Genomic DNA, 20,342 nt, shown 5'->3' with positions numbered 1-20,342 from the left:
CAGGACGAGATAATCAGATGAAAAATTTATTATATTCGTTGAAAGATTTAATTGAGATGAACAAGTATTTTTTTGCATTCCTGTGTTTATTCACAACCTTCGCTAATGCCCAACAAAGCAATATCGATTCTATTTTAATCCTTTTGAAAACGAATCTTCTTGATACCAATAAGGTAAATATATTATGTGACTTAAGTTGGGAATACAAAAATATTGGAAATTATGATACAGCTATTTACTATGCGAATACTGCATTGAAACTTGCTGATAAATCAAATTATAAATTAGGAGAAGCATACGCAAATAATTCAATTGGCCTTGTTTATCAAGTAAAGGGCGATTATAAAGAAGCACTAAATTACTACTTCAGGTCATTACGTTTATCAGAAGAGATTAAAGACAAAAATCGCATTCAAATTTCATTGGGAAACATTGGTGTAGTGTACAAGAAAAAAGGCGACTACACGAAAGCACTTGATTATTATTATAAAGCCCTTAAAATATCAGAAGAAATTGGCAATAAGAATGGCATAGCTGTTTGGATGTCAAATATTGGGAATATTTATTTAGGAATAGGAGAAAATGATAAAGCACTCGGAAATTATAATGCTGCGTTAAAATTAGTTGAAGAAACTGGCAATAAAGAATCACAAGCAACCAATCATGGAAGTATTGGTGCTGTATATTATTATAAAGGTGACTACAAAAACACTCGAACATTTTAATATTGCTTTAAAATTAAGTGAGGAGAGTGCAAACAAACAAGCAGTTGCTTTGCATATTGGTAACATAGGTGACATATATAATACACAAAAGCAGTATGATACAGCTTTAGAATATTATTTTAAAACATTTGAGATAAGAAAAGAATTGGGAGATAAAGAATTGATTGGATCTGTATTAGAAAAAATTGGCTCTACTTACCTTGAATTAAATAAATATTCTGAAGCTGAAAAATATTTATTAGAAGGGCTCAAATTAAATAAATCAATAGGCGTTATTCAAGGAGAAATGCAAATCGAAAAAAGCTTAAGTAGTGTATACACAAAAACGAACCGATATCAGCTTGCTCTTGAACATTACACCAATGCTATGAATTTGAAAGATACATTATTCAATATTGACAAAAACAAAGAAATCACTCGAAAGGAATTAAATTATGAATTCGAGAAAAAAGAGGCTATAGCAGAAGCTGTTTATAAAGAAGAATTAAAAAATCAAAAAGCGATTGCGGACGAAAAAAACAGAAAACAAAGTATCATTATTTGGTCGGTGATCATTGGATTATTGTTAGTGGTAATTTTTGCAGGATTTATTTTTCGTTCCTTACGAACAACCCGAAAACAAAAACAAATTATTGAACAGCAAAAAGAAGAAGTTGAGCAGCAAAAATTAATTGTAGAGGACCATCAAAAAGAAATCATAGATAGTATTTTGTATGCCAGACGAATTCAGCAATCGCTATTACCTACCGAAAAGTATATTGAGAAAAACATCAACCGATTAAGAAAAAAGGAATAAAAAAAGGAGTTCTTTTGAAACTCCTTTTTTTGTGCGGATGAAGGGACTCTCAGACCTAAATGCAACATTTCAGCATTTTCAGTACTTTCAGGGCAGAATAGGAAATGGTTCACAGGTTTAAAGGAGTAAAATCGGCTTTTTTCTCAAATGTTCACGAAAATAAGGTTCATTATAAATAGTACGGACTTCAAAATGGTATGGAATAGTTATATTTGAAAAAACTCAAAAACCGAATGAAGCGAACACTTCTTTTACCATTAATTTTCATTTCTCAATTTACTTTTGGGCAACAAAGCAAGGTGGATTCACTGTTAAATGTGCTTAAAACAACCAAGCAAGACACAACAAAAGTAAACTCCTATAACGACCTTTTTTTAGAAGTTGAATATACAGATGATGCAAAAGCAAAAGATTATTTAACCAAAGCACTTGTATTATCTCAAAAGATTGATTTCAAAAAAGGCTTGGGAACAACTTATCAATATCAAGGTTATTTTGCAGAGGATAAAGGCAATTACACTGAAGCATTGAAAAATTATTTCGCTTCCTTGAAAATAAGTGAAACCATAGGCGATAAAAAAGGAATAGCTGATTCGTATAACAACATTGGAAACATTTATAAAGACCAAGGCAATTACCCCGAAGCACTAAAGAATCATTACGCTTCCTTGAAAATAAAAGAAGCAATAGGAAATAAAAAAGGAATCGCTACTTCTTATAACAACATTGGACTTGCTTATTTTATGCTAGACAATTACCCCGAAGCACTAAAGAATCATTTCGCTTCCTTGAAAATAAGAGAAGTAATAGGCGATAAATATGGAATCGCTGATTCTTACAACAACATTGGGATTATTTATGATATGCAAGGCAATTACCCCGAAGCATTGAAAAATCATTTCGCTTCCTTGAAAATAAGAGAAGCAATAGGCGATAAAAAGGGAATCGCAGCTTCTTACAACAACATTGGAGGTATTTATTTTATGCAAGATAATTATCACGAAGCACTAAAGAATTTTTTCGCTTCCTTGAAGATGATTGAAGTGATAGGTGATAAGTTTGGAATCGCTGCTTCTTACAACAACATTGGAAATATTTATAAGGACCAAGGCAATTACTCCGAAGCATTGAAAAACTATTTCGCTTCTTTGAAAATAAGAGAAGCAATAGGCGATAAAAAAGGAATCGCTGGTTCGTACATCAACATTGGTTCGACAAAACTAAAATTGCACAGAACCGCTGAAGCAAAAAAATACTTAGAAGATGCACTACCCCTTTCAAAAGAAATTGGAGCAAAATTAGAGTTAAGAGCATGTTACTTTGATTTGTCAATCCTTGATAGTATGACAGGCAATTATAAATCACAAATTACAAATTATAAATTATACATCCTTTATCGTGATAGTTTAGACAATGAAGAAACTCGCAAGAAAACAATTCAAACTCAAATGACCTATGAATTTGACAAGAAAGTGGCTATTGCAGAAGCAGAACACAAAAGTGAACTGAAAAATCAAGCAATCATTTCAGAAGAAAAGAATAGGAAGCAAAAACTTGTTACAACTTTTGTAATAGGAGGTTTATTTTTAGTTCTTGTTTTTCAGGGTTTGTATTCAGGTCGTTGAGAATAACAAAAAACAGAAAGTATTAATTGAAAAGCAAAGGTAATAGTTGAAGAACATCAAAAAGACATCATAGACAGCATAACTTATGCAAGAAGAATTCAGCAATCCCTACTCCCTACCGAAAAATACATTGAGAAAAACTTAAATAGATTAAAGAAGAGATAAACCAAAAAAATTGAATCTCAAAAGGTGTTAGAGTCAAAAAAGTACTTGGCTCACAACGCTAAAAGCCCCTAAAACAGGGGCTTTTGTCGTTTTGTGCGGATGAAGGGACTCGAACCCCCACGCCTCTCGGCACCAGATCCTAAGTCTGGCGCGGCTGCCAATTACGCCACATCCGCATAATTATTGTTTTACTTCAATCTTTGTTTAGAACTAGCGCGGCTGCGGTTTTTGCTTGTTCGCAAAAAATGCCACATCCGCATAATTATTAAAATTAGGACTGCAAAGATAAAAGATTTTACTGAAAATGAAGCATTCCGAGAAAATAATCTCGAATTTTATATTTACTGCCAACATATCAACACCCGTTGATAACATAATTAGCAAGCCTTTGAATAAAGTTTTATTTTTGCAAAAGAATAAACATTATGATTTCAATCGACCCAAAAGAAGTTACCACAGCTGTTTTGCATAGCTATTTACTGGGAGCTGTTGCTCCTCGTCCAATTGCCTTTGCCAGCACAATCGACAAAGACGGAAACCCCAATTTGGCTCCATTCAGCTTCTTTAACGTGTTTAGCGCGAATCCACCGATTGCCATCTTTTCTCCCGCCAGAAGTGGAAGAACTGGTATTACAAAACATACCTACGATAATGTAAAAGAAGTGCCGGAAGTCGTGATCAATGTGGTGAATTACGACATGGTTCAACAAATGAGCCTGGCCAGCACCGAATATCCAAAAGGCACGAATGAATTTGTGAAAGCCGGGTTTACACCCATTCCATCTGAAAAAATAAAACCGTTTCGTGTCAAAGAATCTCCTGCTCAACTGGAATGCATTGTGAAACAAGTAATTGAATTAGGAGATAAAGGCGGTGCAGGAAATCTCATTATCTGTGAAGTAGTGATGATTCATGTCAATGAAAATGTATTGGATGCCAACAAACAAATTGACCCCAATAAAATTGATTTAGTGGCACGCATGGGCGGAAATTGGTATAGCCGTGCCAATGGTGATGCACTGTTTGAAGTTGCAAAACCTTTATTAAATTTGGGTATTGGTGTGGATCAAATCCCAGCTTATATTCGCCAATCCAATGTATTATCGGGAAACAATCTTGGACAGCTTGGAAACATTGAAAAAATCCCTACAGAGGCCGAAGTAATGGCCTATAAAAATTCAGGTGCAATCAATGAGGCATTTGAAATGTATGGCAAAAATCTTCACAATCTAGAAGATCACTTGCACCACATCGCAAAAGGATTATTAGGACACAATAAAGTAGAAGAAGCTTGGAAGGTTTTATTATCTTTCCATCATCAATAAATAAGAATCAACAAAGTAATAACTCTATAACTAAAAGTAAAATGGACATCACAGGTATCTTAAAAGTAAAAGGCGAAGCACAACAAATTTCAGACAAATTCAGAAAGAGAGAATTTGTATTAACCGACAATTCATCTCAATACCCACAACACATTTCTTTTCAATTAACACAAGACAAATGCAGTTTAATTGATAACTATGCTGTAGGGGCTGAAATAAAAGTACATTTCAATTTACGCGGACGTGAATGGACAAGCCCGAAAAACGAAGTAAAATATTTTAACACACTTGAAGCTTGGAGAATTGAAGGAAGCACTGCCGGTGCAAACAACTCTTCATCAAACGACATGAGTGGTGTTGCAGAAACATTTACTGCATCAACTCAAGAGGATGATCTTCCGTTCTAATATTTTTAATTCAATAAAAAAAGCGTCATACAAAATTGTATGACGCTTTTTTTATGCAACTATAATTATATTCTTAATACATAATCTGATCGTCATCCATGGATTTGGTATCCAATGAATCGCGTAATCCATTACCCAAAAGTACAAATGCCAAAACCATAATCATAATGGCTAATCCTGGAAGGAAAGCTAGATAAGGTGCATCACCGATAATGTATCCACGATGTGCATTAATCATTGCACCCCACGATGCTGTTGGAGGCTGCGCTCCAATACCTAAGAAGCTTAAACCTGCTTCAATCAAAATTGCAGATGCAAAATTTGCAGCGGATATAACAATCACAGGACCCATTACATTCGGCAATACATGTCGCATGATAATTCTATAATTTGTAAAACCCAATGCGCGTCCTGCTTCAATAAATTCCTTTTCACGCAAACTCATTACTTGTCCACGTATCACCCTTGCGACTTCTACCCACATCGTTAAACCAACTGCCACAAACACTTGCCAAAAACCTTTTCCAAGAGCCAATGTAATTGCAATTACCAACAACAACGTTGGTATAGACCATACAACATTGATAATCCAAATGATTACATCGTCCACTCTACCTCTGTAAAATCCGGCCAACGCACCCATTAAGATGCCAATAAACACCGAAATAAATACAGATACAAATCCTACTGAAAATGAAACACGTGTACCGATAATTAATCGGCTTAACAAATCTCTGCCTGCTGGATCTGTTCCTAAAATATATTTCTTTGTAATGATGTAATTTTTTTCAACTTCGGCTTGCAACTCTTTAACCGATTTTCTAATTTTTGTATTACTACCAAACTCATAAAACTCAGTATACCCTTGCTCTACATTATTAACAATCGGAGTATTGTAGTCAATGGCATATACCGCATCCGCAAGGTTGTAGCGAATATCTGTCCCCTGACGTTTTTCATCTCCCGTGTATTCACGAATAACGATATCATTTCCATCAAAATGATAATCAGAAAAAGGAATAGAACGAAAATTACTGATTTCGCCATATATCATTTTATAGAAAAAGTTCACATCGTGTAAAGGTTCATTTTTGCGGGTTTGTAACATACGCACTTCAAATCCTGGTGGCTTTTTAGAAAGCTCTAACAATTGATCATTGGCATCCGGAGTTGAATCGGGAGTGATTGCAAATCCTAAAATGGCCAAAATCATACACAACCCAATCACGATTAAACCAAACATTGCCAGCTTATTCGTTTTTAAACGCTGCCAAGCATAGTAAGAAAGTGAGTGTGAGTATTTATCGTCTTTTTTAGCCATTCGTCAATTTGTTTTGCGCCCCTTCCATTCGTATTTTCCTATTGATCCAATTAAACCGAACAACACTACATAAAGCAGATAGATGATTTGTTCAGGAATGAATAAAATCAATAAACGCTTCTTTTGGAAGAAAGATGCCGATAAAAATAATAACAAAAAGTCAATAATGCATTTAATTCCGAGAATAATAAGACAAATTCCTATAAAAGGTTGATAGAACGGGGTATTTGATAAACAAACACCGCCTAACAATGGCACAATCACCAAATAAGCACTCATTAGGTATACAACCAACGAAACCAGCTGAGTTTCAATATTTAAGACAGAAAAACCCTTTGAAGCCCATCTTTTGCGCTGTTGAACAAATGCTGACAGGCTCGCTTTTGCTTTTGTGTAAACAATTGCTTCCTTGTCCTTCAGAAAAACCACTGACGCGGGATATTTCTCATTGATTTTATACATCAACAGCACATCGTCACCGGAAGCAATTAATTTTTCACTGTTGTAACCTCCTACTTCATAAAATATTTCCTTTTTAAATGCCAAGTTGGCTCCATTACTCATGATTGCTTTTTTATAAAACAAAGCCCCTCCTCCACTTGCAATCAATGCCATAAATTCCAGACTTTGCATTTTTTCGAACAAACTTATTTCGTTGTAAAAAGCAACTGGCCCAACAATCATCTTTGCATTGGAGTGTTCGTATTTAGCAACAATCGCTTCCAACCAATGAACATCCATTACACAATCACCATCTGTGGTAACAATCAGTTCACCTTTAGACTTTTCAATTCCATAGGAGATGGCAGCTTTTTTTCCTGCCGCACCTTCACTTAATTTCAGATACGTAATACAATTCGTTGTTGAAGCAAACGCTTGAACAATAGAAGCAGTTGCATCAGACGAATGATCGTCAATTACAATGATTTCATATTTTTCATGTGGATAATTTTGCGAAGCAATTGCCTGTAAACATTTTTCAATTGTTTGCGCTTCATCTCGCACTGCCACCAACACACTTACAAAAACAGAATGATTCGAGATTTGTGGTTCTTGTCTCATCCGCATCCAAGCCACACAAAAACTTGCTATTAAAAACAAATAGCCGGCACTGAGTACAAGTCCAATTGTAATTAATATCCAGAACAGATATTCCATTTAGTGTTCCTTAAAAAAGTTTAGTTTGTGCACAAATAAAGATCCCACGATGGATGGAATGGCTAAGTTAATCATCCATAAAAAAAGTGATGCAGCTAGAATAGAAGCATGCGCATCTGAAATGGTTCCGAAAAAATAAATAGCAACACCTGTGCGTACAGCAATTTCAGTTAATGCAAATGTAGGAATTGCTGATGTAACAAAAAAAGTGAGTGCAATAAGCGAAAAAACAATCATCACCCCACCATTGATACCAAAAATTTTAAGTGCTAAATAATATTGAATGGAAAAAATAATATATCGCAAGATGGATAAATTAAGGACCGTATTCAGGCTTTTTTTTGAATGCAATTTTAATGTTTCGAAATACTTTTTGAATTTTTCAGACTGCGGCTGTTTTTTTAACATCAGATAAATGGCACTTGCACTAAGCACTATTATGAAAAGAAGAATTAAAAAAAGCAGATTCACCGAGACAAACGTTTCAATTTGAAAAAAATCATAATATTTTTTTTCCAAAATATAAAAGGCGAGAATGCCGGCCACAACAGTTACTAAAAGCTGAGAAATGCTACCCATTAAACTCATAATGGTGGCTTGAATTTTATCCGATTGTTTCAAGAAAAAAACTCTTCCTGCAAATTCTCCGATTCGATTCGGAGTAAAAATGCTAATTGTTACACCTGCCAAAACACCTTTCAGAGATTGATTAAAATTGATTTTTTCAAGCGGCTCTATTAACCGTTTCCATTTAATAGCTTCAACACTCCAGTTTGCGATCATTAAAAGAAGAAGAGCAACTGTATACCAACGATTTTCCTTAGAAAACAACATTGAAACATCTAGAATAAGTGGAGCCTCCTTTAATTTATCGTAGATATAATAAAATGAAAAAAATAAAATAGCCGACTTAATAAAAAGACTTATAACTTTGTAAAGAGGCTTATTTTTAGCTGGAATCATTCTTTACAATATTAACAAAAAGAGCGGGTATTTCCGCACGATTTTAGAATCTAAAAAAATAACCATTGTTCCATCTTGAAAAACACTGACAAAATAATTTTAGGCATTGACCCCGGTACAAATATTATGGGGTATGGCTTAATACATATCAAAGGAACAAAACCGGAACTGATTGTGATGGGTGTATTACGTTTAGAAAAGATAGAAGACCCTGCATTAAAACTAAAGAAAATTTTCGAGTGTGTGGTTTCACTCATTGATGAGTACAAACCGGATGAGCTGGCCATTGAAGCCCCCTTCTTCGGTAAGAATGTTCAATCCATGTTAAAATTGGGCAGAGCGCAAGGAGTGGCCATTGCCGGAGCTTTGTCGCGCGATTTAACCGTAAATGAATATTCCCCTAAAAAGATAAAACAATCGATTACAGGCAGCGGAAATGCGTCTAAAGAGCAAGTAGCATCCATGCTTAAATCCTTACTAAATTTCAAAGAAACACCTGAATTTTTAGATGCTACAGATGGTTTAGCGGCAGCCATGTGTCATCATTTCCAACGCAGACCAGGAACAACAAAAAAAGCCTACACCGGCTGGAAAGCATTTTTAGCGGACAATCCGGATAAAAAAGGATAATTGCTTTTCGAAATATCTTTGAATACAAGCAAAAAATAAGAATCGAGGAGTAAGAAATTCGTCCTATAATTTCGCTTTAATACGTTCAGCCATATCGGCTAATTCCTGAGGAGTGGGCTTAATTTTGGGTTGGGTAAAGTTTACATCATTGGCTGTATTCATGGGTACCAAATGAATGTGTGCATGGGGAACTTCTAACCCAATAACGGCTACACCGATTCTTTTACAAGGAACAGCAGCTTTTTGAGCCTTTGCAATTTTTTTTGCAAAAAGCATCATTGCCGACAATTCAGCATCATCGATGTCGAAAATATAATCCGTTTCTTTTTTGGGAACAACGAGAATATGACCATGAACAAGCGAAAAACATCTAAAAAAGCAAGAAACTGTTCGTTTTCTGCAATTTTGTAGCAAGGAATTTCTCCTTCAATAATCTTTGTAAAAATACTTGCCATGATTAACGGGAAAGTTCAACAATTTCGAACTTCATGATACCGGAAGGAACTTTAATATCGGCCAAATCGCCAACTTTTTTACCCAACAATCCTTTACCAATTGGAGAATCAACAGAAATTTTACCGGCTTTTAAATCCGCTTCATTTTCAGCCACCAATGTATAAGTCATTGTTGCTCCATTGGCAACATTTTTAATCTTTACTTTGGAAAGAATTAATACCTTGGACATATCCAATGTCGATTCGTCAATTAAACGCGCATTACTTAGCACTTCTTCCATTTTAGATATCTTCAGCTCTAAAAGTCCTTGCGCCTCTTTTGCAGCATCGTATTCGGCATTTTCCGATAAATCACCTTTATCTCTTGCTTCAGCAATCTGTTTAGAAATATAAGCACGGTCATGCACTTTTAGTTGATGCAATTCGTCTTTTAGTTTCTTTAATCCTTCTTCCGTAAAATAAGAAATAGTTGACATGGTACAATGTATTAGTTAAAACAGAAACGAATCCCGCCTCGATCACTCGGGGCGGGACTCGCTTATACTACAAATATAATAAAAAAAGCTTACAAGTTGATTCTTGCACCAATTGAATGTGTTCCTTCAAATGGATCAGTTGCTCTGTAAGAATAATCCAAAGCAAAGGTAGATTTGTTTTTTCCAAATGGAATTTCTACAGTAAATCCAGCACTAGGTCCTGTGAAAACAGTTGTTCTTTTGTCTTTGTTGCGAATATCTTTTTCATGACAATATCCAACACGAACCATCAACATGTTTTTCCAAGCATACTCCAAACCAATTTTCAAATGATTTTTTTCGAAAGAGTTAGAAGTAAATGCACCCATTGCAGTGATTCTATGTGTTTTCATAGAAACACTGTCTTTTTTCAAGTAGAAATCATAACCACCGCCAATGTTCAATAAAGATGGCAACTCAAACTGAGCTGTTCTGTTCTCAACAGTGTAAGTCGTTCCATTTGTACTTCCAGGGATTTCAGCTTTCATAGACAAACCATCACCGCTGAATTTCATACGTGGTCCAACATTTTTCAAGGAAATACCAAATTTAATTTGATTGTATTTACCTGAAACGTATTGAATACCTGCATCAAATGCAACACCTCTAGCAGCAACGTTTGCTGTTTTCTCAGAAATCACCTTTAAGGTTAAACCTCCATAGATATTATCAGAGAATCCTTTTGCATAGGACAATCCCAAGTTCACAAACTGAGGAGAAAAAGTACCAATACCACCTTCAGGATTTTCAACTGTAGTGATTTCGATATCTCCAAAATCCATTGACATGATGGACAAACCAATTGCACCTGTTTCACCCACACGTTGAGTCAAACCAAATGCATTGATGTTAATGTCTGTTCCTTTTAACCAATTGGTACGAGCAAACATTAATTCTGTCTTTTTTGTAAAAGCTGTTCCGGCTACGTTTAAAAACATTGCTTCCAAGCCTTTTGCGCCTGCAATGTTAGAACCCGCCCATCCGGAGCTTCTTGCCCAAGGATTAATCAATAATTCTGTTGCACCTGCCTGACCTGCACGGTCAGGATTTCCTGCTAAAACATTTTGTGTTGGAGCTAAAAGCAAGCCTACAATGGCAAGTGGTGCTACTATTTTACTATATTTTTTCATATCTCAATATTTATGAATCTTTGTTCTAATACAACTAATTAATCTCAGACTAGTACGAATCCAAATCCGTTGGACGTAATACACCAAACCATTTTAATGTTTTCTCTCCTACATCCGGTACTTTAATGTAGATGATATACATACCGCTGGCAATTGGAATTCTCGCTTGATTTTTCAAATCCCAATCAAGAGATGTTTTTGGATCATCTTTACTGAATTTTCTGATTAAAGTTCCATTCAATGAATAGATGGAGATGTCACATTTTTCAGGAAGATTCGTGATTTTCACAATATTCTCCAATGCTTTTCTTTCGTATGCAGAGTATGCATAGTAAGGATTTGGAACAACATTGATTAAATCCAATGCATTTACAGCAAGTTCGTTATCACCTTTGTGAGTTTCGATCTCAGCAGTATTGAATGTATACATTGGCCAGTTAACATTCTGAGGTGTTAAAGCAGTATCCACACTTGAAGGTACGTTTGCTGTGTATCCTTTTTGGTAAGACTTAGCAACACGTAATCTGATTTTAACTGTTGATTCCAACAACGAGTGGCCTGGAGCCAACATCGGTACATTCACCCACATTGCATCAGAAAATGCTTCACGTTTGTAAGGGTCACCAGCAGTTCCTGTTAAAGAGTTCGCTGCAAATAATAAGTCGTGTAATACTCTACCGTTATCATAACGAGGGATATCTCTTGGAGCACTTGGCAACAAAGCATCTGTACTTGGGAAAAGAGCATCACCGTTATGACCAAAAATATAGATATAATGTTTACCACCAAATACTGGATCAGGAATTGGACCTGTAGTGCTCATGATAGTTGCAGTAGAACCGAATTTTTTAGTTGTCGGATTCCACTTCATATCGTTTCCGTTTTCAGTTGTCAACCAAGAATCTTCACCAAACGCCATATTCAAACGTTCACCTGTTTCTAAGTTAATTACATAACCTGGGAACCAACCCATACCAGTAGGGAAATCACTATTGTCAGGAGATGAACCGAAATTTGCAACACCATTTTTATCAACGGATGGTGCATCACGCATCATCAATTTTCTTGCATTTCCTTCTGATAATAAATTATCATCAGATTCTTCCAATACCGGACAACGTGTCCAAAGTGATTTATCAGCAGTGATGACCACATCCACAGAAGCCAAGTTGGATGTTTTGTTCAATGAAATGTTTGTAGGCCAAGCTGGTGCACCCATTGTATAAACAGATGTTGTGGTTGGTTCAGTTGCTAAACCGGTAGCACAAACACGGTAAGGAGCCCATGTTTTACCCAAAATATTTTCATAATCTTGGTTTGGATCTGTACCAGTTCCAGTAGCATCATTAAATGCTGCAATAGTACCTACTGCAGAACCAGAACGAATCCAGTTGGTATGGCTTTCACCTTCTTCATCTGCCAAACCGGTTAACCATTGTTTTGTGTTATCTCCGAATGTCATTGTTGCTTCTAAGAAACCACCTTCAATCGCATTTGTAGTTAATGGATCAGCAGTAAAGGCAACATTCACAGAAAGTCCCCAAGTTGGAACCGTATAGGTTGATACACCAGAAGGTTGACCATTAATGATTTGTTCATTTGCTAAAGCAATTGTTTTATCAGAGTTAACAGTATCGTTTGTTGTTAAGTTAATCAATTGCCATGTAGCAGCTGAAGTTGTACCCAACAATTTAAATTCGAAACTATTTTCTTTAGGAACGCTCAAAGGATCTACTACTTTAATATTAACCGGACCATGGCTTTGCTCATACACCGGGTTAATTGATCGAGCACTAGCGCCTAAAATTTCAGAAACAGTACCTGAAGTCAAATCAAGAACTTGTCCACCGTTACCATGTCCTTCGATACGCGTTAATTTAGGACCAGTTCCATAGGTAGAATGTGCTTCTGTTCCACCTGCTTCAGGACTTGGAGTGTGAGGAATCGCAGAAATGTTGGTTCTTCCATCTGCAGAGAAGTTACCGGAGATAAATGGTAAATAATCTCTTGGAACTGCATAATCAGGGTTTACTAATGTTGGAGTGAAACCATAAGCAATCACCATAAAATAATAGGTTTTATGGTTCACCAAGGTTGGATTTCCAACTGCAAATTTATCTTCAGTAACGCATTGAGTGAACGATACCTAAATCAGAACCTGCCACCATTTCTTGTGGCACTAATGCTTGTAAAGCCACATCATTTTTAAAGTTCACAATTTGTTTTACTCCATCAGCGATATCACATTGAAGAATGATACGTGCTTTATCAGGATTGTACAAATCTGCATTTGTCACCGATTCGTCTTTTAATTGATATACAATATATCCTTGGAAACGGTACAATGAATCGCTACCGGTAGATTTATCATAATCCTCAGAGTATAACTCATTATAGTTATTAGAAGAAGAAGGGTTTGTCCATGACAAAATCAATTCATTTTCCAATTCTTGAATTGCTAAAATCGGAGCATCCGGTCCACGCAACGTCACGAAACAGTTGTTAAATAATTCTTGTGCTTTTGAATCGGCACCTTTCATTAAGGTAACAGAAGCAGCCGGACCACCTTGTGTAGCACGCGCCCAAACTAAACCTGTTGTAATTGAATTTTTTGCACCTGGATCTAGGGTAAACGGACCAGCACTTTGCAAGAAACGTCTATCTGCAGGGATGTTACCAACAGAGGCTTCATCCCAAGGAGCTTGAGAACTACCATTTGTTCCAAATCCGGTTGGATCGGATGTACCTGGGAACATAAAATCACAAGGAACACCGGTTAAGTGACCCGTTCCACCATAGGTGAATGGTGTTCCATCAATCCAATATCCAGCTAAATAACCATAAAAATCGGTAGCCACAACTGGGTTACCAGTTGGAGTAAAGTCATTGTTGTAATACACAAACTTTTTCATACCGATACGCTCATTATCAACAATTATGTCTCCATAACCAACGAAACTCGCAGGAACAGTAGAGGGAGCATTATCTAACCCATCTGGATCAGCAAATGGTCCTTCAAAGAAATCGCAACCAATAGCTGGAGGATTGATTCCATAAGGAATTTGTCCTGCAGGAGGATTATCATCCACCTCATCACCATTGTAGCAATATCCTAAACCTAAACCAACATCACAACCTACGAAGTCATCTGTAGCAGAACCTAAATCCGGATCCACCCAAACACCAAAAAATGTACTATCCAAGCGGAAAGAAGATTTATTGATAATCGTGTAGTTATAGAATGTCATGTTGTTAATCTCATCATTTGTTAAGAAAGCAAATGCTTGAGATTGAATTTCTAAACCAATAGCAGCACCACCGGTTTCAGAGTGAACGTTCCCTTTATCATTAAATACCCAGAACAATACTTGATCACCAAATAACTCAGCATCACAAGCTGTTTCAGTAGCCGGACGGTAATCAACACCGTTTGGATCTTTATCACCTAACCAAAAATCAGGATAATCACCAGCATACGGATCGTAAACACCATTTGTGTTGGCATCGTAGAAAGGAGCCATTGGTTGTCCTTCCGGTCCAAAAGCCGGCCAAGTCAAAATCACATCCATTGCTTCTGCTGAAGCAGGATTTTCACCTGCACCACCACTTCTAATCCAATCGATGTATTTTTTTACTTCTGCTTTATCTACTTTAAAGAATTTATCCCAAGCCAAACAAACTGTTGCATCAGTAGTAGCAGCAGAACTTAAAGGTCCCGGCCAAAAATCGCTACCTGTTTGACGATAGGTCATCGCAGCCACTTTTAGTGTATTACTCGCATCAAAACCACCAATCCAAAGGGAACCTGCAAAGAGTGCAGTAGGCCCATTTAAACCAGCAGCAGGTTTAGGCACGAGGTACTTACCATCATTCAAATCCCACCACATATCTCCACCTGTTAAAATGGTAGCTCTAACGTTATTAATATCCAAATCTTTCTTTTCGGCAGCCGGAGCACATAAAGCCATTACTGATTTGAATTGATTTTGGGATGTTGCAGCGCTTCTTCCGATGTTTTCTCTCGCTTGTGCAGAAAAGGAAACCGCTAAGATGCTTGCAGTGACGATTAATTTGAATCGATTCTTCATATTGTTATTATTAAGTAGCATTATAAATTCTTTGATAGATAGAGTTGTTGGTATTAAAAGTCAAGTAATAAACCGATACGGATAACACGTGGACGGCTATAATTATTTGGGTTATTGATTTTAACTGTATACAAATCACTGAACGATTGCGGATCATTTTGTCCTGCAATTGTTGTTTGAGCTGCAGCTGAAGTTAAGTATCCATCATCACCAGGGTTACCTGTTGCTCTGTAAACACCTAATACATTTTTCGTGTTAAACACGTTCAATACTTGTAAGTAGATGGTTAAGTTAGCTGTTTTCTTTTCTTCACCTTCTTTTTTACCACCAAATGCTAACTCCATATTTTTATCAACACGTAAGTCCATCTTATAAGTCCATGGTAAACTAGAACCATTGATTTGTCCTTCTAATGCGGTGTTTGTTCCACCAATACCAAACTGACCTTCGTGAGTAATATTTGATTGTTTACTGTATGGAGTACCAGAACCAGCTCTGAATACAACGTTCGCACCAACGTTCTCAAGAACATTGATTACTTTTTCGTTGTCTTTTCCTTTGTGTAATTTTAAACGAGGACCGCGGTAATCTGTTTTAGCACCAAAACGGTAATCCACGTTTAAGGTAATGGTATGACGTTGATCGAAATCTAACGGGTGAGTTGTTCTTAAGTTTGGAACACCTGAAGAAACTAAATTTTGTCCGTCAGTTGTACTTGAACCAGTTCCATCAGCAAATTGTAATGTATAGTTCGCTGTCATGGATACGCCCATCGCTGTTCTTCTTAAATCGTAAGCTAATGACAATCCTTTGATCGTACCGAAATCGACATTCGAGAAAGAGTTATAAGACACTGGGTAAGCTTGAACAACACGTGTTGTTTGAATCATATCCTTTTTCTCGATGTAGAACAATGACAAGTGAATTGATGAATTTTTCTTTTCATTTAATACTTGTTGGTAACCAATTTCGTAGTCAATTGATTTTTCCGGTTTCAAATCAGGATTGTTTACGAATCCTGCAGAGTTATTTACAACGTTCAAGTATTGCATTGGATCCAATCTGTTGTATTCAGGTGGACGTTGTGTTAACACATCGTAGTGAGCATAGAAGTTCGCCACATCAGAGATTGGGAAAGAGAATGCGATACGAGGCATAATGTTCAACTGAGGAACATAATCTTTAAATACGTTAGAGGAAATTTTTGTATTGCCTGGATCAACCAAATAAGGTTGAACTTGACCAGCACCTTGTCCTAAAGCAGCACTTGGATCTGCAACTTCAACACCTGCAGCATTGTACCAAGTATCTCCATCACGGTAACCAACAACTTGGTTCACACTCGGGTTATCACCATCTTCCACATATACTACATAATCATCACCAATATTACCCGGACGATTTGGGATTGCTAATTCACCTGCTGTTTTTGCTTCATACAATAAGTATTTATCTTTCAATACTTTTTGATTTGCATCAAAACGATCGATACGAACACCTACGTTGAATTTAATGTCTTTAAAATCGAAACGATCTTGGATATAACCAGCAACATAAATTGGACGATATGCTCCGATGTCACGAGTTAAGTTTCCTTTATCATCTGTTTTGGTGAAGAAATCGTCTAAGCTTGGGTTACCGGAAGTTTTCTTACCTGTATGATCATACCCGTAATACGCTACCAATTGAGTACCACCGATGTTTAATAAATCATCTGCACTAAACATATCGATGTTGTACATGTCTTTATCATAAGAATCTACATCCAACCAATCTGTTCCACCAACATTATATCCTAAAGCTTCTCTCAAACTCTTATCAAACTGAGTTTGGCTGTTTGCATCATTAAAACGATCAAAATCATAGAAGGTAAAAGGATTAATAGAACCATCAGGCAAATAGTGAACATCAGTGTTCAAAATTGCATCATTAATACTATCATCTTTTAAATCTTGAATATGGAAATTCGCTAATTCACGCATTCTGGTCCAAAGACCGATTGGGTTAATATTATAAGCACGTTTTACACGTTGCTCGTATTCAAAACCCATTTGAATTGCATGACGTTTGATATCTGCTGAAAAGTTCGCAAATACACGGAATTGTGTTTGGTCTTCCAAACCATAAAGGTTCGATTGACGACCAGTATTAAACCAAGCAGAATAAACGTTTCTTGGTCTGTCACCATTTGCTAATCCTAATCCGGATTGTACATCTGTGATTGTGGAAGCTGAATACAATTCAAAATATTGATTTGTATAAGGGGTACCTGTTGGGTTTACATCACCAGGAGTATACGTAAGGCTGGTGTTTTCGAAACCTTGCATAAAGAATGCATTTATGGTATCTTTTATATTATCGCCATCAACATCATAATCCCATCTGGTTTCACCAGCATACGTTTTTTCTTTTGTTTGGGTAAATTTACCGATGTAACCATAATCAAACAATTTGTCTTTGTGGTTATCATCTTGTGTTTTTTGGAACGTTTTTTCGTAACCTGCTTGAAGTGTGAAATAAGCGTTTTTAATTACGGATGAAGATTTCTCTTCTTCTGTAGCGGTAGCAGAGTTAAACTTTTGAGTCAACTTTGCATATACACGCCAAGTATTTTTTGTGATTTCAGAGTTGTTAACCGGATTAAATAAAGCGTACTCATAAATGAAATCATGATATTTTTTCCAATCCATTGAACCACCAATGGTGATACCCATATTTGCAGTTGGTTGGTATTGCACTTTACCTGCTAAAGAGATTGCTTTTTGTCCTACATTGTTTCTTGCTTTAATTTTTTGCAAGTCTTCCATTCTTACATATTCCGAATTTAAAACGAAACCAGCTCCTTGTGGAGATGGGCGTAATGGAGCTGCTTCCAATTCCGCTAATTTATCAGGATTTACCTGATAAAAACCTACTGCAGATGGATCAGGATCTTTTTCTGAAACTACTTGTCCGGATAAACTGAATCCTAACACTGATTTATTAATGTTGTTAGCAGAATCTTTTTTCATTAAAATAGGCCCATTGATTGAGAAGCCTAATAAATTATACCCATATGCATCTAACCCTCTGTTTTTTCCATCTTTTTCACCTGCTCCGGATGTTACTACCTCAATACCACCAGTATATTTACTAGCAGGACCTCTTGTAGTAATAGCAATAATACCACCGGTAGCATCACCATATTCAGCCGGTGTACCACCTGTGATTGATGTAATTTGCTCCACACCACTTTGAGGAACTCCTGCACTACCAATTACTTTTTGACCATCCACATAATATGCTGTTGCATTTGAACGAGAACCTCTCACATTCAATTCTCCACCTTCATCTTTTTGATAGATACCAGCTGTAGTAGATGCTACTGAGTTAATATCTTTCGAAGCCATGTTTTGGTATTCTTCACGTGTTACGGTTCCACCAGATTTAGTATCCGGATCGATCAATGGTTCAGCGTATTCAATTACCTCAACAATATCCAATTGCTGACCTGCTGCCATTTCAATATTTAAATACACAGTTTTACCGATGGATACATTCACATCCTTCATTTCTACAGATTGATAACCCACATAGGTTGCCTTTACAGTGTATTTACCAGGATTCAATGGTTTGATAACCACCTCACCATCAATGTTGGTTGTACCAACACCGGCTTGAATACCGCCCATATCAACTACAACGTTCGCAAATGGAATCGTTTCCTTATTGGCTTTATCTGTTAGCTTAACTCTAATAGAAGATTCGTTTTGCGCAATGGTCAGTCCTACTGACACGACAACAACGGATAAGGTGGAAAGTAATTTTCTTAGCATAATCTTAATATTTATTTAAAATAATTTTCGTGCAAAATGAAGTGCGTAAATATATGAATAATTAAAATTCATAAACAAATTTTTTTTAACAATTTTTTACATTTCAAACTCCGCTATTACCACCAGTTAAAAGGCAATAAAATCAAGCAATTGGGGATGAATGCAAAAAATAAACTAAAACAAAATTTTGATTGGCAAATCTACAAATACTACTGTAAATAAAATTGGAGGGATGTTGTTCTAAGAACTAATTATATGCAATTATACAAATTAATTTCAAATAAGTTGCATTTTTTTGAAAAAAAATGCAAAATAATTTCAATTCACTTTACCGATGCCTATTTTTAAACCATCTTACCAAGAAAAACTCTCTTTTATTTTTCCGCATCTTTTCTCCCTTCCTTCTTTCTTTGCGCATTTCTTTTCTGGTCTTCTTTTGCTGAATACGTTTATGATGCTTTTTTACCGCTTTTGCATGGTCTCGCTCCATCTTGCGTTGTTCTTTCCATTTCTTTTTTGCTGCTTTTTTTTGAGCTCTGCTAGTTGCAGGTGCTTTATCCTTGACTTTCTCTTGAGCAAGAGAAGCCATAGGCAATAAAAAAACAAGCACGTAAGTTATTATCTTAAAAATGGTTTTCATAAATTGTATTTGCACACAAATCTAATGAATAATCCAAAGTCTGCCAATTGAATTAAAAACATTAAATTTGTTCCACACATGCGAATTAAAAACACATACCTCGCCTCAATTACCCTTGGCTGCTTTATGAGCTTATTGTTTTCTACCTGTAAAAAAGACGAAAACAATACGGTTCCCATTGTGCCGGTTGACACCTATATTTATTTGAGTAATCCGAGCTTTATTGATTTGAATGCTGTGGGTGGCTGGGTTTACATCACAGGAGGAGCGCGCGGTATTTTGGTTTATCGTAAATCCATTTCTGAATTTATGGCCTACGACAGAAATTGCACGTATAATTCGAGCGATGCCTGTGCGGTTGTTTCTGTTGATGCTTCCAACATTATTGCAGTTGACACGTGTTGCAATTCACAATTCTCGATGGTTGATGGCTCAGTCATTCAAAACCCCGCAGTGCTTCCATTAAAAACATATTATACTTCCTTTGACGGAACGGTATTACACATTTATAATTAGTATTAAATAAAACAGAATAAAAAAAGCCTCTTCAAAAAAATGAAGAGGCTTTTTAATTGATTAAATGT

16 protein-coding genes, 1 tRNA gene and 1 pseudogene are annotated in these 20,342 nt (G+C 36.2%); 7 read left to right on the top strand and 11 right to left on the bottom strand.

The annotated features are described in order from the left end of the window. Window positions 1-17 precede the first annotated feature (17 nt). The 3 genes from IPP64_14045 to IPP64_14035 all read left to right on the top strand — a co-directional run bounded on the left by IPP64_14045 (window position 18) and on the right by IPP64_14035 (window position 3,146). Window positions 18-725 carry a tetratricopeptide repeat protein gene (locus IPP64_14045; GenBank protein ID MBL0330506.1) on the top strand — a complete coding sequence of 236 codons (708 nt, stop codon included), beginning with the start codon at window positions 18-20 and terminating at the stop codon, window positions 723-725. Next, window positions 697-1,521, top strand: coding sequence for a tetratricopeptide repeat protein (locus IPP64_14040; GenBank protein ID MBL0330505.1), 825 nt, complete (start codon window positions 697-699; stop codon window positions 1,519-1,521). Before IPP64_14045 ends, IPP64_14040 begins: the two co-directional genes overlap by 29 nt. 233 nt (window positions 1,522-1,754) lie before the next feature. Continuing rightward, complete coding sequence (locus IPP64_14035) at window positions 1,755-3,146, top strand: tetratricopeptide repeat protein (protein ID MBL0330504.1); 1,392 nt, start codon at window positions 1,755-1,757, stop codon at window positions 3,144-3,146. A gap of 259 nt (window positions 3,147-3,405) precedes the next feature. Here IPP64_14035 and IPP64_14030 read toward each other — a convergent pair. Then, window positions 3,406-3,487 (bottom strand) — tRNA-Leu (locus IPP64_14030). A gap of 249 nt (window positions 3,488-3,736) precedes the next feature. On the opposite strand from IPP64_14030, the gene IPP64_14025 reads away from it, so the two are divergent. Together IPP64_14025 and IPP64_14020 are read left to right on the top strand one after the other, a co-directional pair. After that, complete coding sequence (locus tag IPP64_14025; protein ID MBL0330503.1) at window positions 3,737-4,636, top strand: flavin reductase family protein; 900 nt, start codon at window positions 3,737-3,739, stop codon at window positions 4,634-4,636. Window positions 4,637-4,677: 41 nt separating this feature from the next. Continuing rightward, a complete protein-coding gene (locus IPP64_14020) occupies window positions 4,678-5,043 on the top strand; it encodes a DUF3127 domain-containing protein (GenBank protein ID MBL0330502.1) in 366 nt (121 codons plus the stop codon). 73 nt (window positions 5,044-5,116) lie between these two features. On the opposite strand, the gene IPP64_14015 is transcribed toward IPP64_14020, so the two are convergent. From IPP64_14015 to IPP64_14005, 3 genes are read right to left on the bottom strand one after another with little or no spacing between them, the layout of a single operon-like run. Beyond that, window positions 5,117-6,364 carry an ABC transporter permease gene (locus IPP64_14015; protein ID MBL0330501.1) on the bottom strand — a complete coding sequence of 416 codons (1,248 nt, stop codon included), beginning with the start codon at window positions 6,362-6,364 and terminating at the stop codon, window positions 5,117-5,119. 3 nt (window positions 6,365-6,367) lie between these two features. Beyond that, a complete protein-coding gene (locus IPP64_14010; GenBank protein ID MBL0330500.1) occupies window positions 6,368-7,522 on the bottom strand; it encodes a glycosyltransferase in 1,155 nt (384 codons plus the stop codon). Next, window positions 7,523-8,485, bottom strand: coding sequence for a flippase-like domain-containing protein (locus IPP64_14005; protein ID MBL0330499.1), 963 nt, complete (start codon window positions 8,483-8,485; stop codon window positions 7,523-7,525). 126 nt (window positions 8,486-8,611) lie between these two features. On the opposite strand from IPP64_14005, the gene ruvC reads away from it, so the two are divergent. Next, window positions 8,612-9,115: a crossover junction endodeoxyribonuclease RuvC gene (gene ruvC, locus IPP64_14000; GenBank protein ID MBL0330498.1), complete on the top strand. Its 504-nt coding sequence runs from the start codon at window positions 8,612-8,614 to the stop codon at window positions 9,113-9,115. Between the two features lie 63 nt (window positions 9,116-9,178). Here the strand turns inward: ruvC and IPP64_13995 are convergent. The 7 genes and pseudogenes from IPP64_13995 to IPP64_13965 all read right to left on the bottom strand — a co-directional run bounded on the left by IPP64_13995 (window position 9,179) and on the right by IPP64_13965 (window position 19,758). Further along, window positions 9,179-9,570 (bottom strand): annotated as a pseudogene (locus IPP64_13995) (HIT family protein). Window positions 9,571-9,572: 2 nt separating this feature from the next. Then, window positions 9,573-10,046, bottom strand: coding sequence for a transcription elongation factor GreA (gene greA / locus IPP64_13990; protein MBL0330497.1), 474 nt, complete (start codon window positions 10,044-10,046; stop codon window positions 9,573-9,575). Between the two features lie 89 nt (window positions 10,047-10,135). Beyond that, on the bottom strand, window positions 10,136-11,215 hold the full coding sequence (locus IPP64_13985) for a PorV/PorQ family protein (GenBank protein MBL0330496.1): 1,080 nt from the start codon (window positions 11,213-11,215) through the stop codon (window positions 10,136-10,138). A 49-nt stretch (window positions 11,216-11,264) separates the two neighbouring features. Further along, entirely contained in the window at window positions 11,265-13,304 is a 2,040-nt protein-coding gene (locus IPP64_13980; protein MBL0330495.1) for a T9SS type A sorting domain-containing protein, read from the bottom strand. 31 nt (window positions 13,305-13,335) lie between these two features. Further along, window positions 13,336-15,303, bottom strand: a complete 1,968-nt coding sequence (locus tag IPP64_13975) for a hypothetical protein (GenBank protein MBL0330494.1) — start codon at window positions 15,301-15,303, stop codon at window positions 13,336-13,338. A gap of 53 nt (window positions 15,304-15,356) precedes the next feature. Then, window positions 15,357-19,118, bottom strand: coding sequence for a carboxypeptidase regulatory-like domain-containing protein (locus IPP64_13970; GenBank protein MBL0330493.1), 3,762 nt, complete (start codon window positions 19,116-19,118; stop codon window positions 15,357-15,359). Window positions 19,119-19,446: 328 nt separating this feature from the next. Then, the gene (locus tag IPP64_13965; GenBank protein MBL0330492.1) at window positions 19,447-19,758 is read right to left on the bottom strand and encodes a hypothetical protein; all 312 of its coding nucleotides are present in this window, start codon (window positions 19,756-19,758) and stop codon (window positions 19,447-19,449) included. Between the two features lie 78 nt (window positions 19,759-19,836). On the opposite strand from IPP64_13965, the gene IPP64_13960 reads away from it, so the two are divergent. Beyond that, window positions 19,837-20,274, top strand: a complete 438-nt coding sequence (locus IPP64_13960; protein ID MBL0330491.1) for a hypothetical protein — start codon at window positions 19,837-19,839, stop codon at window positions 20,272-20,274. The last annotated feature ends 68 nt before the right edge of the window (window positions 20,275-20,342 follow it).

This window comes from Bacteroidota bacterium (assembly GCA_016722565.1).
Classification (GTDB): Bacteria; Bacteroidota; Bacteroidia; order 2-12-FULL-35-15; family 2-12-FULL-35-15; genus 2-12-FULL-35-15.
This window is presented reverse-complemented; position numbering and strand designations above follow the sequence as displayed.